Annotated in this window: 12 protein-coding genes; 8 read left to right on the top strand and 4 right to left on the bottom strand. The window is 60.6% G+C overall.

Annotation, left to right across the window (positions count from 1 at the left end; all coding sequences use genetic code 11):
• Positions 1-64 precede the first annotated feature (64 nt).
• The 3 genes from GLP43_RS15795 to GLP43_RS15805 all read right to left on the bottom strand — a co-directional run bounded on the left by GLP43_RS15795 (position 65) and on the right by GLP43_RS15805 (position 3933).
• Entirely contained in the window at positions 65-1159 is a 1095-nt protein-coding gene (locus tag GLP43_RS15795; protein ID WP_237280099.1) for a TRAP transporter substrate-binding protein, read from the bottom strand.
• A gap of 402 nt (positions 1160-1561) precedes the next feature.
• Positions 1562-2626, bottom strand: coding sequence for a ParB/RepB/Spo0J family partition protein (locus GLP43_RS15800; protein ID WP_237280100.1), 1065 nt, complete (start codon positions 2624-2626; stop codon positions 1562-1564).
• A complete protein-coding gene (locus GLP43_RS15805; protein WP_107277637.1) occupies positions 2623-3933 on the bottom strand; it encodes an AAA family ATPase in 1311 nt (436 codons plus the stop codon). The genes GLP43_RS15800 and GLP43_RS15805 overlap by 4 nt, the downstream gene beginning before the upstream one ends.
• Positions 3934-4322: 389 nt before the next feature.
• On the opposite strand from GLP43_RS15805, the gene GLP43_RS15810 reads away from it, so the two are divergent.
• Positions 4323-5018, top strand: a complete 696-nt coding sequence (locus tag GLP43_RS15810) for a DnaA N-terminal domain-containing protein (RefSeq protein WP_237280101.1) — start codon at positions 4323-4325, stop codon at positions 5016-5018.
• Here GLP43_RS15810 and GLP43_RS15815 read toward each other — a convergent pair.
• A complete protein-coding gene (locus GLP43_RS15815; protein WP_237280102.1) occupies positions 5015-5824 on the bottom strand; it encodes an IclR family transcriptional regulator in 810 nt (269 codons plus the stop codon). The two genes, GLP43_RS15810 and GLP43_RS15815, sit on opposite strands and share 4 nt — an antisense overlap.
• Before the next feature lie 134 nt (positions 5825-5958).
• On the opposite strand from GLP43_RS15815, the gene GLP43_RS15820 reads away from it, so the two are divergent.
• The 7 genes from GLP43_RS15820 (at position 5959) to GLP43_RS15850 (ending at position 15097) form a co-directional block, all read left to right on the top strand.
• Positions 5959-7503 carry a M81 family metallopeptidase gene (locus tag GLP43_RS15820; protein ID WP_237280103.1) on the top strand — a complete coding sequence of 515 codons (1545 nt, stop codon included), beginning with the start codon at positions 5959-5961 and terminating at the stop codon, positions 7501-7503.
• 30 nt (positions 7504-7533) lie between these two features.
• Complete coding sequence (locus GLP43_RS15825; protein ID WP_237280104.1) at positions 7534-9141, top strand: ABC transporter substrate-binding protein; 1608 nt, start codon at positions 7534-7536, stop codon at positions 9139-9141.
• A 64-nt stretch (positions 9142-9205) separates the two neighbouring features.
• Positions 9206-10147 (top strand): ABC transporter permease, encoded by a 942-nt coding sequence (locus tag GLP43_RS15830; RefSeq protein ID WP_005848795.1) that lies wholly within the window; start codon positions 9206-9208, stop codon positions 10145-10147.
• Between the two features lies 1 nt (position 10148).
• Positions 10149-11036 carry an ABC transporter permease gene (locus GLP43_RS15835; RefSeq protein ID WP_237280105.1) on the top strand — a complete coding sequence of 296 codons (888 nt, stop codon included), beginning with the start codon at positions 10149-10151 and terminating at the stop codon, positions 11034-11036.
• A 1-nt stretch (position 11037) separates the two neighbouring features.
• On the top strand, positions 11038-12723 hold the full coding sequence (locus GLP43_RS15840) for an ABC transporter ATP-binding protein (protein WP_237280106.1): 1686 nt from the start codon (positions 11038-11040) through the stop codon (positions 12721-12723).
• Complete coding sequence (locus tag GLP43_RS15845; protein WP_237280107.1) at positions 12720-13886, top strand: M20 aminoacylase family protein; 1167 nt, start codon at positions 12720-12722, stop codon at positions 13884-13886. Before GLP43_RS15840 ends, GLP43_RS15845 begins: the two co-directional genes overlap by 4 nt.
• A gap of 71 nt (positions 13887-13957) precedes the next feature.
• Entirely contained in the window at positions 13958-15097 is a 1140-nt protein-coding gene (locus GLP43_RS15850) for a M20/M25/M40 family metallo-hydrolase (protein WP_237280108.1), read from the top strand.
• Positions 15098-15444 lie beyond the last annotated feature (347 nt).

A 15444-nucleotide genomic window follows, 5' to 3' on the forward strand; every position in this document is an offset into this window, starting at 1 on the left:
TGCCCCAGCAAACAAAAAGGCCCGGTGTTTCCACCGGGCCTTTTCTGTGTCCGACGGGCGGACCTTAGTATTTCAAGAAGCTCTGACGCGCCTGAATGTAGGGGCTGTCGATGTTCTCTGTCCGGGTGCGGACAAGGTTCAACGCTTCGACAAAGCTTTCTGCGGTTTTCTTGACCAACGGATCGTCGCTGCTGCGCAGTTCCTCGATCACTTCAACCGAGGCTTTGGCACCGGCTTCCATGATGTCATCGGGGAAGTTGCGGACGGTCACGCCGTGCTCTTCCACCAGCGTTTTCAGCGCGCGTGGATCATTGGCATAGAAGTCGGCCGCCACCTGATCGTATTCCGCCTGGCTTACATCACGGATGATCGCCTGCAGGTCTTCGGGCAGTTCCTGATACTTCTTCTTGTCGACGACAAGCTCGGTCGCGAGGCCAGATTCAACGAAGGACGGCATGTAGTAGTTCTTGGCAACCTGATGGAAGCCAAGCGCCAGATCGTTGTAGGGGCCGACGAATTCCGCAGCGTCCAGCGTACCCGATTGCAGCGCCTGAAAAATCTCGCCCGCGGCCATGTTGGTGACCGTTGCGCCCAGTTTCTCCCATACGCGACCACCAAGGCCGGGGGTCCGGAAGCGCACGCCTTTGACATCGTCAAGGCTGGTCAGCTCGTCGCGGAACCAACCGCCTGTCTGCGTGCCGGTGTTGCCCGACAGGAAACCCTGAACGCCGAACTGGTCATAGATCTCGTCCCAGATTTCCTGACCGCCCATATAGCGCATCCAGGCTGTCAGTTCTGGCGTGGTCATGCCGTAGGGCACGCCGGTAAAGAAGGACAGCGCAGGCGATTTGTTCTGCCAGTAATAGGCGGCACCGTGGCTCATCTCGGCCGTGCCGTCGATGACCGCGTCAAGCGATTGCAGCGGCGGCACCAGTTCGCCCGCCGAGAAAACCTTGACCGTCAGGCGGCCACCGGAAGCGGCGGTGATGCGGTCTGCCAGACGCTGCGCGCCGACACCCAGACCGGGGAAGTTTTTCGGCCAGGTGGTGACCATGCGCCATGTGATGTTGCCTTGCGCAACGGCGGGTGCGGCGAGTGTTGATGCGGCGGCCCCTGCCCCTGCAATACCTGCGCCACGAATAAACGAACGACGATCCATGATGTTTCTCCCAAGATCAGATTATGTCGATAAGGTCTTTGCTGACATCTGCCAGCCCTCCCCTATGGGCGCACGTTAATCCCGCGTTTTGGGGGATGTCCATGGGTCAACGTCGGGTTCTGGTGCCTATATGGTGGAATCACTGTGAAAACTGCGGCTTTCAGGCGCAAAGCCGTTTTGAATCAACGCGTTAAGTCGGCTTTGACGCCGAAAATCCCTTGTTTTGTTGGGATATTGGCCGATCACCCGCTCCGCCTACTACGCACAAAAAAAGGGGACGCCTCTGCGCCCCCATCCCTGTCATCCACCTGATTTGCCACTACCGGTTACCCACGGGTAACCCAATGCGCGGTGGTTACCCATGGGTAACCGGGTGGGCGGTGGTTACCCATGGGTAACCGCTTACCGGATGCGCGGCCCGCTATTGAGCACCTCTTCAAAGGCGCGCACCGCTTCTTCCAGCTGCTTCTTGGGCATGGTGGCAAAGTCGATATCGCTCATCAAACGGCATTCGCCGTGGCGGGCGGTAACCTTGGTTTGACCGACGTAGAATTCAAACTTCTGCTTCGGCTCCGCCTTGGAGGCGGGCTTCTCTGTCGGTTCGTTCGAGCTGGTCAGAAAATCCTTGAGGATTTTATTCTGCTCGTCCGGTGAAGACGCATCGGAGAGTTTTTCCTGCAAGGCGCTGGCTTGATCAGGTGTGCGCAGCGCGCGCGCAACATCGACACCCAGATTACGCGGCACGGCCTTGGGCCACTGCAAGCCCCCTTCCAAAGCAGAGAGAAGGAAGACGAAGCTTTTGATGTAAGACCGCTTGGTCTTGTGCAGCGCGCTGTAGAGACGGGTCACCAGCTCTGCCGGGTCGATCTCTTCCACCGCGTCGTCCTTGGCAGCGGTGATCGCCACCTGTGCCATCTCGGCAAAAGACAGGTCTTCGCGCACGACGTTTTCTTCGACCATATCCACATAGCGCGAAATGCGGTCATCCTCGCCGACCTCTACCCGCGCGGTGATCGTGCCAAAGCGGTCGTCTTTGGTTTCCGAAAACAGCTGCGACAGGGCGGTGAACCGGCGCCAGCCTTTCTTGAGCTGGTAGCGCCCGTTCGGCCCGACATAGACCTCGACCGGTTCGCGCTGCCCGCGTTCGCGGATCGAGGATTTAAGCTCCTCCATCTCGTCGGACTGCGCGACTTCTTCCAGCGCGAGGCGATCGCGCGGCAGGTCGTCGGTGAAGATTTCCGACAGGTCGATCTGGTAGAGCACGCGGCCTTCGCCTTGGGCCTGCCGGAAAGTCTTGGCGTCTTCGGCGTTGCGGCGGCGCTGTTCGATTTTGGCTTCGGTTGCCTCTTGCAGGTTTTCGGCCACGTCCCGCACGGCGGCCCCCATAGGGCCCGGCTGGCGGTTGCGGCGGCTGCCGGATGTGGGGGCTTCTACCGGGGCGAAGCCGAATTTGTTTTTACTGCTCATTCTGCCTTCTCCTTACGTTTTCCGTTTTCTTTCCACGCTTCGAGCACGGTTTGCAAAAACTCGTCATAGGCACGGTCGAAACTTTGCCGCGCCCGTTTCCATGTTTCGCGCGTCATCTGGCGATAGTCCTGTTCGTAAACCGACATCTGGAACCGGCCCGACTGTTCGACCGCGCGGGTCATTTCAATCGGGTGGGCGCAGACGTCGGCGCCGAAGACGTTCTTGAACGCGTCGATCATGGCGCTGTGCAGCGGATTGTTGGATTCAAAACGGGTCATAAGTAAACGGATGTCGGAAAACTGTTTAGGAAGCGTAATGCCTGCGTCCGCTGCGAGGCTTGCAAACCCTTCGGAGATATCGGCCATCGCGTCGCCAAGCTGGCCCAGATAGCTGGTCGTGCTGTCATATTCCCAGTAGCCCGGGCCCGAGGGGATATAGAGGATATCGGCCGCAAACGCGGCGTTTAGGGACTGGTAGCCGATGGCGGGCGGGCAGTCGAAAATGATGATGTCATATTGATCGTCGGGCAGTTCATCGAGGTAGCGCGCGACGCAGCCGAAAAAGCTCCATGCCTTGTGGAGCGCGCGGTATTGGGCCGAGGCGAATTCGACGAAAGCCGCGTTGGCGCAGGACGGGATGATGTCGATCGTGGGCCAGCAGGTTGGCTGGATGAATTCCTGAAACCGCTGCGCGCCGATGGATTGCACGTCTTCGGGCAATTCGTCCGCGGCGGGGTAGGGGCAATCATCGGGGTCATCATAGCTTTCCATGATCCGGTTGGATTCCCGGCAGAGGTCGCGGCACATGATGCCCCAGACCGTGTGGCTTTCCTTGACCTCGGTCAGCCCCATCGAATGGGTCAGCGTCGCTTGCGGGTCGAAGTCGACGCAAAGCACGCGGTAGCCGTCAAGGGCTGCGGCATGGGCGAGGTGTTGTGCGACGACCGTCTTGCCGACACCGCCTTTGAAGTTCGACACGGCCACGCGCATGGCACGGCCCCGGGGGCGTTCGGGCAGCAGTTTGCGGCCGCGGAATTTGGCACGGCGGCGCAGCTCGTTGATCTCTTCGAGGCTGAACCAGCGCTGGCGACCATCCTCTTCGGTGAGCCCCTGGGGCAGGGTCGGGTCGTCCGCCAGCTTCTTGCGCAGTGTGTCAGCGGGGACGTCAAACATGAACTGGCTGATCTCCCAGATAGAGAAGGGGCGCAGGGCCTTGATCTCTCCGGGGGAGAAGGTGGCGCGGCGCACGGCGGCCTGTTGTTCCAAGCTGCGCTCGTTCATGTTAAGAAGGTCGTTGTGATTTCTCATCTATCTACTCGCGTTTTTAAGCCTCGGAATTCGAATAACGCGAATTCGGGATTTTGGCAAAACCTAATTTTCCCGAAATTCGCGCGCCGTTCCTGAAGAACGGGTTTATTTCGCTGCGGTACACGCGGGGCACAAAGATTTTGGTGACAGGCAAGGGGCATAAAGGGCTGTTTTGGTGACAGGGATCCCCCGATATGGTGACACCCATGCGTCCCCCTTAACCTATTAACCTTTACCAAATTGAATTTGGATTAAGGAAAAGGGTAATTCCTGTTTTTCCCAGCGGGTTGACAGAAGACGGGATTTAGAGCTTTGTAGAAAGCATAAACGGAATCGGCTCAAAGAAGCTGACCGACAAAAATAAGACGATACATCGAGTAGGCAAAACCATGAACCCATTGCGGCTGACCGGCCCTGAAGCCGGGGTGATCAAGTACGACCTTTTGACCGCGTTGAGCGTGGCGGGGTTGAACGGATCGCCGACCTTGCAGACCTCGTTGATGCGGCTGATCGCGGCGGTGACCTCGCGGTATAATTGGCGCGCTGACGAGCTGAGCGTGGGCCAGCGGGATCTGGCGCGAATGTGGTCGGTGAATGAACGCACGGTGAAACGCGAGATCAAGCGGCTGACGGATGCGCAGCTGTTGATTTGTACGCGCGGCGGCGTGCGGGGCAGGGTGGCGGCCTATCGGTTGAATTATGCGCAGATCGCGCGCCTGTCAGAGCCGTGCTGGCCGCTGGTCGGGCCGGATTTCGATGCGCGGATGAAAGAACGCTATCGCAGTGAAACGCCGGTCAAGGTGGTGCAACTGGCCGATTACGCGAAGCCCGAGGCGTCGGAGCCCGCGCAGGGTGGGCCGGGCACGTGGCAACGTGCGATGCTGAACCTGTCGCGGGAGAACGCGGATCAGTTCAAGGCGTGGTTCTCGCAGCTTGAATATGTGGCGTTCGAAGGGGGCGTGCTTGAGCTGCGCACCCCGAGCAAATTCGCGCAACGCTATATAGAGACGCATCTTCTGCGCCCGCTTGTTGCGGCGGTGGAGGCAGAGCTGGGGCCCGTCGCGCGGATTGAATTCAAGGGCTAGAAACTGCCGCTGATGGCGCGCGCGGCTTCTTGGGCGATAGGGGCCGCGCGGCGGGCGAAGTCTTCGGCGCTCCATTCAGAAAGCGACCCGGCGATGTGGATGGCACCCAATGGACGGCCCTGACGGTTGACCACCGGAACGCCGACGGCGATTTCGCCCAATACAAATTCATTCTGCACCTGCGCAAAACCGTCTCTACGGGCCTGTTCGAGACTGTTCATGATGCTGTCGGGGTCCACGTTGGTATAAGAGGTATAGCTGTGCAGCGGGAAGCGATTGATGATCTCGCGTGCCTCTTCGGGGGGCAGGGCGCAAAGGGTCGCGCGGCCACCGGCGGTGCAATAGGTCGGGACGCTATGGCCCACAAGCGTGGCGTAGAAGGTCTCGCGTTTGCTTTGCATGCGCAGGGCATAGATTACGCGGGTTTCATCATAGAGGCTGAAGTCGATCCGTTCGTTGATGGATTTACGCATCTCAAGAACAACGGGGGTGGCGACTTGCACCACGGGGTCCAGACGCAGGGTGTCGTGGGTGTGGTCGAGCAAGCGCAATCCGGGCAGGTAGCCGCGGTCATCGGGGCTGCGCCGGATGTGACCCAGTGCCATGAGCGTATGCACAAGACGTTGCGCGGCAGATCGGTCGATCTCTGCCTTTGTGGCGATGTCTGACAGGCTGAGCGGGCCGTCGGCCTCGTGAAACGCGCTGAGCACGTGAATGGCGCGGGCGGCGGAGCGCACGAAGAGCCTATCGGCATCTGCCTGAAAATTAGACGCGACAGAGGAATGTGGTCGTTTGGGGTCTGGCATTGAGCGCTCCGGGTTGACGCGAGGATAGGTCAGTGCCTAGCATCGTATGGCAATACAGCCGTATCGCCAAGCAATACATTCAGCTTTGTGAAGCGATACATGAATTTAAGGTGGGTTCCCCGATGCGCGTCGCCATGGCCGGATTTCTTCATGAAACCAATACCTTTGCGCCCGAGCCTGCGGATATGGCGGCCTTCAAGGCCGGTGGCGGTTATGTCCCTATGGTGGGTGGCCCCGCGATGATAGACGCCTTTCAGGAAGTGAACCTTGGCATGACCGGTGCGTTCAAGGTCGCGGGGGATTCGGGCTGGGATGTGGTGCCTGTTCTTTGGGCGGGGGCTATTCCATCGGCACCTGTGACGCAGAATGCGTTCGACACTATTCTAGCCGAGATTCTGAACGGTCTGCGGGCCGCCGGGCCGTTGGATGGTGTGTTTCTGGATCTGCATGGCGCGATGGTGGCGACGCATCACGATGACGGCGAGGGAGAGATCGCCCGTCAGGTGCGCGCATTGGTGGGGCCGGATGTGCCGATTGCCGCCGCATTGGACCTGCATGGCAATATCTCGGAAGACTTTGTGAACACGGTGGATGTGCTGGCGGGTTTTCGCACCTATCCGCATATCGATATGGCCGATACCGGAGCTATGGCGGCGCGGTTGCTGGATCATGTGATGCAGACCGGCACGCGTCCGGCCAAAGCGTTCCGCCGCATGTCCTATCTGGTGCCGATCCCGTTTCAGACGACGGATATGCAGCCAGCCAAGGGTTTGTATGAGAACCTGACAGAGGTTGAGGCGCAAGGCGCACTGTCGGCGTCGCTGTTCATGGGCTTTCCAGCGGCGGATATTGCCGATTGTGGCCCCACGGCGGTGGCCTATGCCGAGACTCAAGCGGCGGCGGATGCCGCAGCAGATGCAGTGGCGCATGCCTATGCTGCTGCCGAATCCGAGTTCGACAATGATACTTTTACCCCCGACGCGGCGGTTGCCTATGCGGCGCGCGCGGCGGAAGGGGCAGGGCAGGGGCCTGTGGTGATTGCCGATACCCAAGACAACCCCGGCGCGGGTGGGGTGTCTGCCACGACGGGGATGTTGCGGGCCTTGATCGATGCCGATGCCCAAGACGCGGCGATCGGGCTGATCGTGGACCCGCATTCCGCCGCCCAAGCCCATGAGCTGGGGGAGGGCGGGCGCGCTGTTTTCCGCATTGGCGGGCACCCCGGTCTGCCCGATGATAGCCCCGTCGAGGTAGAGGCCGTGATCGAGATGCTGTCGGATGGCAAAGTGAAAGCCACCGGTCCTTATTACGGTGGGACGATGCTGGATCTGGGGCCGTCTGCTTGTTTGCGCATCGGTGGCGTGCGGGTGGCTGTTACAACGCGGATTGCGCAGATGGCCGACCGCGAGATGTTTCGCTTTGTCGGGATCGCACCAGAGACGCAGAAAATTGTCGTCGTCAAAAGCTCTACCCATTTTCGGGCCGATTTCACCCCGAGTGCGCGCGAGATTATTGTTGCGCGTGCCCCCGGCCCCATGCCGTTCGACCCCGCAGACCTGCCCTTTACGCGATTGCGCAAAGGGTTGCGGCTTTCCCCTAACGGTCCCGTTTTCGGGGCCGCGCGTGCGGCTGCTGCACGCCCTGATACCGGCGGATCAACCGGCGGTGTCCAAATATAACAATGACCACAACCAACATGGGAAATTGATATGCTGACTTTACGACCCACATTGAAACAAAGCCGGGGGCTGGCCGCGTCGCTGATGACCACGGCTGCGCTGCTGGTGCCTGCCGCGAGCTTTGCGCAGGAAGAAACCACGATCACGGCGGTCATGCACTCGGGCCTGCGGGTGCTGGATCCGGTGATCACCACGGCGCACATCACACGTGACCACGCCTATATGATCTATGACGTGTTGACGGCGGTGGACGAGAATTTCGCCCCGCAGCCGCAGATGGCAAGCTGGGAAACATCCGACGACGGGCTGGTCTATACCTTCACCCTGCGCGACGGGCTGATGTTCCACGATGGCGCGCCTGTGACCGGTGCCGATGTTGTTGCCTCTCTGACCCGTTGGGGCAAGCGCGACAGCGGCGGGCAGTTGATCTTTGACGTGACCGAAAGCCTTGAGGCGACCGATGACACGACCGTTGTCTGGACGCTGACCAAGCCCTTTGGTCCGCTGATCGACGTGATTTCCAAGCAATCCGCGGTGCCGCCGTTCATCATGCCGGCGCGTGTTGCCGAAACCTCTGCCGATGAGACGATCACGGAATACATCGGCTCCGGTCCGTTTGTGTTCGATCAGGACGCGTATGAGCCCGGCGTGTCGGTGACCTATGAAAAATTCGACGATTATGTGCCGCGCGACGAGCCCGCATCCTGGATGGCGGGTGGCAAGGTCGTGAATGTGGACAAGGTGGTCTGGACCACGATGCCCGATGCGCTGACCGCGTTGAATGCGCTTTCGGCGGGGGAGATCGACTATCTTGAGCAGGTCCAGATTGACCTGATGCCGATCCTGTCGGGCAACGAGGATGTCGTCGTCGAGAAACGCGATGACCTGGGCTATGTCACCATCGGGCGTCCGAACTTCTTGCATGCGCCGTTTGACAACAAGCTGGTGCGTCAGGCGGCGATGGCGGCGCTGGATCAGGAATCCATGCTCGCGACGATGCAGGGTGATCCCGAATATTACAAAGTCTGTGGCGCGATCTTTGGCTGCTCGACCCCCTTGGGAGACGAGGCGGGATCTGACTTGCTGACCGGTGGCGCGAATACCGAGCGTGCCAAGGAGCTGCTGGAAGAAGCGGGCTATGACGGGACGCCGATTGTCCTGATGGCCCCGACCGATGTGATCAGCCTGAACAACCAGCCTGTGGTCGCAGCCCAAGCACTGCGCGAGGCGGGGTTCGAGGTCGATATGCAGTCGATGGACTGGCAGTCGGTCGTGCAACGCCGCGCCCAACAGTCGCCAGTGGCTGAAGGCGGGTGGAACCTGTTCTTCACCAACTGGATGGTGCCCGAAGTCTCTGACCCGCTGGTCAACGTGATGTTGAACGGCCGCGGCGATGATGGCTGGTTCGGCTGGCCCGATGACCCTGAAATCGAAGCCATGCGGACAGAGTATGTCTCGGCCAGCGACGACGCGACCAAGAAAGAGATCGCGACGCGTATTCAAGAGCATGTGATGGACAACGTGAACTATCTAATGATGGGCGAATACATCATCCCGCAGGCGCGTCGTTCTAACATCGAAGACATGATCCCGTCGCCGGTGCCGGTGTTCTGGAACATGACCAAAGCGGCAGAGTGATCTGCCTTGAGAGGCGCGCTGCGATGCGCGCCTCTCACCCCTACTACCGCAAGGAGCCTTCGGCATGTTTTTCTATATCCTCAAACGCATATTGGCCACGATACCGGTGATGGTGATCGTTGCGATTTTTGTGTTTCTCTTGCTGCGGCTGACGCCCGGTGATCCTGCCGCGATCCTTGCCGGTGATGCTGCCACCCCTGCGCAGCTTGAGCGTATCCGTGACAGTCTGGGGCTGAACGACCCACTGCTGGTGCAGTTCGGCACATGGATGGGCCAGCTGTTGCGCGGTGATCTGGGCACATCGCTGCTGTCGAATACCTCTGTCGCGGGGATGATCGGCGACCGTTTGGGGCCGACGTTGAATATCGCGCTGATGACGATTGTGATCTCGGTCGCTCTGGCCGTGCCGATGGGGGTGATTGCCGCGTGGCGGCACCGGTCCTGGGTGGATTTCCTTGTGATGTCATTTTCGGTGCTTGGCTTTTCCGTGCCGGTCTTTGTGATCGGCTATATCCTGATCCAGATTTTCGCCATCGACCTGAAATGGGTGCCGGTGCAGGGCTATAAATCGCCAACCGATGGCATCGGGCCGTTCTTTAGCCGAGCGATCCTGCCGTCGCTGACGCTGGCCACGATCTATATCGCGCTGATCGCGCGGATGACGCGGGCGTCGATGCTTGAGGTTCTGGGCGAGGATTATATCCGCACCGCCCGCGCCAAGGGGGTGCGCGAGAATGTCGTGCTGTTCCGCCACGCGCTGCGCAATGCGGCGGTGCCGATCCTGACCATCATCGGCACGGGGTTCGCGCTGCTGATCTCGGGCGTGGTGGTGACCGAGAGCGTGTTCAACATCCCCGGAATCGGGCGGCTGACAGTCGATGCCATTCTGGCGCGCGACTATCCGGTTATTCAGGCGATGATCCTGCTAACCGCGGGCATCTATGTGACGGTCAATCTGTTGATCGACATTTCCTATTCATTCTTCGATCCAAGGATCCGGTACTGATATGACGCAGATCCCAAGCTCTCGGCACAGCGCCTTTCAAGTTGTGACCGGTTTATTCTCTGTCCCCAAAGCGATGCGGATCGGTGTCGGTCCGACGATTGCGGCGGTGATCCTTGTGGCGATTGTGCTCGCGGCGGTGCTGGCCCCTTACTATGTGCCCTATAACCCGCTTGAGATGAATGCGATGGCGCGGCTGAAGCCGCCGTCGGATGACTTCTTGCTGGGCACGGACCCTTACGGCCGCGATATCTTTAGCCGCGTCATGACGGGGGGCCGTGTGTCGCTGCTGATCGGTATCGGGGCGGCGGTGGTAAGCGTGGCCGTGGGGCTGCTAATTGGTCTGGTCGCGGGGTATTTCCGACTGGCCGACAGTATCATCATGCGGATCATGGACAGCTTGATGGCGATCCCCGCGATCCTGCTGGCGATTGCGCTGGTCGCCCTGAACGGGCCGAGCGTGACATCGGTGATCATCGCGATCACCGTGCCGGAAGTGCCCCGTGTCGTGCGTCTGGTCCGGTCGGTGGTGCTGACCGCGCGCGAAGAACCCTATGTCGAGGCGGCGATCGCGCTTGGATCGTCGATGCCCAAGGTCTTGTTGCAGCATCTGATGCCCAACACCTTTGCGCCGTTGATCGTGCAGGGCACCTATATCTGCGCTTCTGCCATTCTGATCGAGGCGATCCTAAGCTTTCTGGGGGCGGGCGTGTCGACCGAGATCCCCACATGGGGGAATATCATGGCCGAGGGGCGGAGCTATTTCCAGATCAAGCCGGGGCTGATCTTCTGGCCGGGGTTGATGCTGTCGTTGTGTATTCTGGCGATCAACCTGTTGGGCGACACGGCCCGCGATATCCTTGATCCACGTATGAAAAAGCGGGAGGTGTGAGATGGAATTCAAGTCCAAAGACTTTACCGATGCCAAACGCGTGCTGAAAATCCGCGGGCTAACGGTGGGATTGGCGGGGCGGCCCAAGGCTGATCCGGTGTTGCGCGGGATCGATCTGAATATCCGCGCGGGAGAGACCCATTGTCTGGTGGGCGAAAGCGGGTCGGGTAAATCTGTCACCTCGCTGACGGCTATGGGGCTGCTGCCCAAGGATGCGCTGGAGATTCAGGGCGGGTCGATTGATCTGGAAGGGATCGAGATCACCCAAGCCAAGCCCGCGCAGATGCGGGCCTTGCGGGCGCGGCGGATCGCGATGATCTTTCAGGAACCGATGACCGCGCTGAACCCTGTTTTGCGGGTGGGCGAGCAGATCGAGGAAGTGTTGAACATGCACAGCGATCTGTCCCGCGCCGAGGCCAAGGCCCGCACCATCGATATGATGGAGCAGGTGCATCTGCCAGATGTGGAACGGATCTATGCCGCTTTCCCGCATCAGCTGTCAGGCGGGCAACGGCAACGGATCATGATCGCGATGGCGTTGATCCTTGACCCTGATCTGTTGATCGCGGACGAGCCGACGACGGCGCTGGATGTGACGACGCAGTTGCAGATCCTCAAGCTGATTTCAGAGATGCAGGAACGCCACGGCACGGCGGTTTTGTTCATCACGCATGACATGGGTGTGGTGGCAGAGATCGCGGATACCGTGAGCGTCATGCAGAAGGGGCGCATCGTTGAAAGCGCGCCGATCCGGCAGCTCTTGACCGCGCCCAAGGAAGACTACACCCGCAAGCTGTTGCAGGCAGTGCCCAACCTTGATCCGCGTCCGGCGCGGGGGGCGGCGGTCGCGCAGGATGTGATTACCGTGGACGGGCTAGAAATGACCTATGGCGGGGGCGGTTTCTTTCGCGCCAGCCAAGGGGTGCGAGCAGCGCAGGATGTGAACTTTACCATCCAGCCGGGGCGCACCCTTGGGATCGTGGGCGAAAGCGGGTCGGGGAAATCCACCGTGGCCCGCGCCATCATGCGGCTGATCGACCCCACGGCGGGAAAGGTGACCGTTGCGGGGACCGAGATCGCGCAGTTGTCGCGCCGTCAGTTGCAGCCGCATCGAAAGCATTTCCAGATCGTGTTTCAGGACCCTTACCGGTCGCTGAACCCGCGCTGGACCGTGGCGCGCAGCCTGTGCGAGGGGCCGATCAACTTTGGCACCAGCCGCGCCGATGCGATGGAACACGCCGCCGAGCTGATGGAGCTGGTGGACCTGCCGCGCGATGCGCTGGACCGCTATCCGCATCAATTCTCGGGCGGGCAGCGCCAGCGGATCGCCATCGCGCGCGCCGTTGCGATGAAGCCCGATCTGCTGGTCGCGGACGAGGCCGTGTCGGCGCTGGATGTCAGCGTGCAGGCGCAGGTGCTTGATCTGCTGGATGACGTGCAGGAAAAATTCGGCATCGCGATGCTATTCATTACCCATGACCTGCGGGTCGCCGCGCAGATTTGCGACGAGGTGCTGGTGATGCAGAAAGGCGTTGTCGTCGAACATGGGCCCGCGGGCGAGGTGCTTGCCGCGCCGCGCCACGACTACACCCGCAACCTGATCGAGGCCGCCCCCGGCCGGCATTGGGATTTCGCCAACTTCCGTGCGCTGGACCGCACGACCCCCGCTACAGGAGCCACCCTATGACCACCATTCCAAAGATCGAATCCTTTGCCAGCGATCTGACCGCGATCCGTCAGGATTTCCACGCCCACCCCGAGTTGGGGTTCGAAGAGGTGCGGACCTCGGGCATCGTGGCGGCGCAGCTGCGCGCCTATGGGGTGGACGAGGTACACGAGGGCATCGGCGGCACCGGTGTGGTCGGGCTGATCAAGGGGCAGGGGGGTGGCAACCGCCGCGTGGGTCTGCGCGCCGATATGGATGCGTTGCCGATCGAGGAAACCTCGGGCGTGGCCTATGCGTCCACCAATCCGGGGCGGATGCATGCCTGTGGTCACGACGGTCACACCACGATGCTGCTGGGGGCCGCGCGCTATCTGGCCGAGACGCGCGATTTTGACGGCACCGTGGTGCTGATCTTTCAACCCGCCGAGGAAGGTCTGGGCGGTGCGCGCCGCATGATCGCCGAGGGGCTGTTTGAACGCTTTCCCTGTGACGAGATCTACGGGATGCACAACGATCCGAATTCGGAACCCAATGTTGTGTCTGTCACGCCGGGGCCTGCGATGGCAGGGGCGAGCTTTTTCGACATCACGATCAAGGGCACCGGCAGCCACGCCGCCGCGCCGCATCAGTCGAAAGACCCGATCGTTATCGGGTCCGCTTTGGTGCAACAGCTACAAAGCATCGCCAGCCGCAATATCATCCCCACCAAGCCCATCGTTCTGTCGGTGACCAAGTTCAATGCGGGCTCTGCCTATAACGTGGTGCCCGATACGGCGACGATCGCCGGCACCATCCGCTATTTCCACGACGATGTGTCCCAGCTCGCCGATCAGCGCATCCGCGATATCTGTGCGGGCATGGCGCTGTCTTACGGGGTGGAGATTGACGTGGATCTGCGCAATGTCTTTGATGTGCTGATGAACGACCCCGATCTGACCACCGCCTATGTCGCAGCCGCCGCAGATGTGGTGGGCGCTGACCTGTCGTCAGAATCGACCGAGCAGGCCACGGGATCAGAGGATTTTGCCGATATGCTTAATGTCGTGCCCGGTGCCTATTGCCGTGTCGGACACGCGGGCAATGTGCCGCTGCATAATCCGGGCTTTGTGCTGGATGACGCGATGCTGCCCGTGGGGGCGTCGATCTATGCGCGCATCGTGGAAACACGTCTGCCCAAGGCCTGAAGTTACGCTATCATCACAAAACGTCTGGCGGTGCCGCAGATCACGGCCTCGCACTAGGGAGGAGACCCGACATGACCAATCCGCTTGAGCTGCCGTTTGACACGGACGAGATGATTGCAGGGCTGCGCCCCTGGATCGAAACCGAAAGCCCGACCTTTGACGCGGGGGCCGTGAACCGGATGATGGATCTGGTGCAGCATGATCTGGCGGCCTTGGGCGCGCGGGTTGAACGGATCCCGGGCCGGATGGGCTTTGGGGATAGCGTGCGCGCCACCATGCCCCACCCCCGCGCGGGCGAGGGGGGTATTCTGCTCTTGGGGCATATGGATACGGTCCACCCTGTAGGCACGTTGCAAAAGCTGCCGTTCCGCCGCGAGGGGGGGCTTTGTTATGGCCCCGGGCTGATGGATATGAAGGGCGGCAATTATGTCTTCCTTGATGCGCTGCGCAAATTGCTGGCCGCCGGGGTCGAAACTCCGCTGCCTGTCACCGTGCTGTTCACGCCGGACGAAGAGGTTGGCACACCGTCGACCCGCGCGCTGATCGAGGCCGAGGCCAAGCGCCATAAATATATCCTTGTGCCCGAACCTGCCTGCCCCGACGGCGGCGCGGTGATCGGGCGCTATGCCATCGCGCGGTTCAACCTGCAAACCCGCGGCAAACCCAGCCACGCGGGATGGGCGCTGAAGGACGGCGTGTCGGCGATTGCCGAGATGGCAAAGCATGTCGCCGTGATCGAAGGCATGACCAGCGACGACTGCACCTTCTCGTTGGGGGTGTTCAACGCGGGGCAATGGGTGAACTGCGTCTCTTCGGTCTGCGACGCCGAAGTCCTGTCTATGGCCAAGACACAGGAACAACTGGATGCGGGCATCGCCAAGATGATGGCCTTGAACGCGGATGAGGGGAATGTTGTGATGGAGGTCACGCGCGGTGTGACCCGCCCCGTGTGGGAACCGGACCAGCCCGGCACGATGGCGATGCTGGGGGTGGCGCAAGACATCTCGCGCGAGCTGGGGTTCGAGATGACCGGCCAATCGGCAGGCGGCGGATCGGACGGGAACTTTACCGGCTACCTCGGATTACCCACGCTCGATTCAATCGGGGTCCGGGGACAGGGGCTCCATACGCTAAACGAATATATCGAGGTCGACAGTCTGGTAGAGCGCGCAAAACTGGCTGCGGGGCTTTACTGCCGGCTTGGGGCATAGGGGCCGGAATGGGGGCACAGCGCCAGCAGCACGCGATCTCAGCGCGGTTCCGAAAAAAATCGAGAAAAACGAAGTTTTTTGAAAAAAGCTGTTGCAGCCCCCAAATCACAGGTCTATAGAGCGTTCTACCGGAGACGCAGACATGCAGACACGGGGCGCTAGACGGGGATGACGGGTTACGGTTCGGGTCTTACGTAGCGGAGAAATTCTGAGGTAATTGAGGCGGGGCGCGCTGAAAGGTTTACGGCGCATCTTGGTTTCTTTTGTCTCGACGCTCTTTGAAATTGATAGATATCTGAAGAGATATGTGGGCGGTTTGGTTCATTCGATGGATCAACGTCTGTATA

Source organism: Sulfitobacter sp. M39 (assembly GCF_021735935.1).
Classification (GTDB): Bacteria; Pseudomonadota; Alphaproteobacteria; order Rhodobacterales; family Rhodobacteraceae; genus Sulfitobacter.

Coding starts and splice junctions, on each gene's coding strand:
- GLP43_RS15805 (WP_107277637.1), bottom strand. CDS start 3,933: ATGAGAAATCACAACGACCTTCTTAACATGAACGAGCGCAGCTTGGAA.
- GLP43_RS15810 (WP_237280101.1), top strand. CDS start 4,323: ATGAACCCATTGCGGCTGACCGGCCCTGAAGCCGGGGTGATCAAGTAC.
- GLP43_RS15795 (WP_237280099.1), bottom strand. CDS start 1,159: ATGGATCGTCGTTCGTTTATTCGTGGCGCAGGTATTGCAGGGGCAGGG.
- GLP43_RS15815 (WP_237280102.1), bottom strand. CDS start 5,824: ATGCCAGACCCCAAACGACCACATTCCTCTGTCGCGTCTAATTTTCAG.
- GLP43_RS15830 (WP_005848795.1), top strand. CDS start 9,206: ATGTTTTTCTATATCCTCAAACGCATATTGGCCACGATACCGGTGATG.
- GLP43_RS15835 (WP_237280105.1), top strand. CDS start 10,149: ATGACGCAGATCCCAAGCTCTCGGCACAGCGCCTTTCAAGTTGTGACC.
- GLP43_RS15825 (WP_237280104.1), top strand. CDS start 7,534: ATGCTGACTTTACGACCCACATTGAAACAAAGCCGGGGGCTGGCCGCG.
- GLP43_RS15840 (WP_237280106.1), top strand. CDS start 11,038: ATGGAATTCAAGTCCAAAGACTTTACCGATGCCAAACGCGTGCTGAAA.
- GLP43_RS15820 (WP_237280103.1), top strand. CDS start 5,959: ATGGCCGGATTTCTTCATGAAACCAATACCTTTGCGCCCGAGCCTGCG.
- GLP43_RS15800 (WP_237280100.1), bottom strand. CDS start 2,626: ATGAGCAGTAAAAACAAATTCGGCTTCGCCCCGGTAGAAGCCCCCACA.
- GLP43_RS15850 (WP_237280108.1), top strand. CDS start 13,958: ATGACCAATCCGCTTGAGCTGCCGTTTGACACGGACGAGATGATTGCA.
- GLP43_RS15845 (WP_237280107.1), top strand. CDS start 12,720: ATGACCACCATTCCAAAGATCGAATCCTTTGCCAGCGATCTGACCGCG.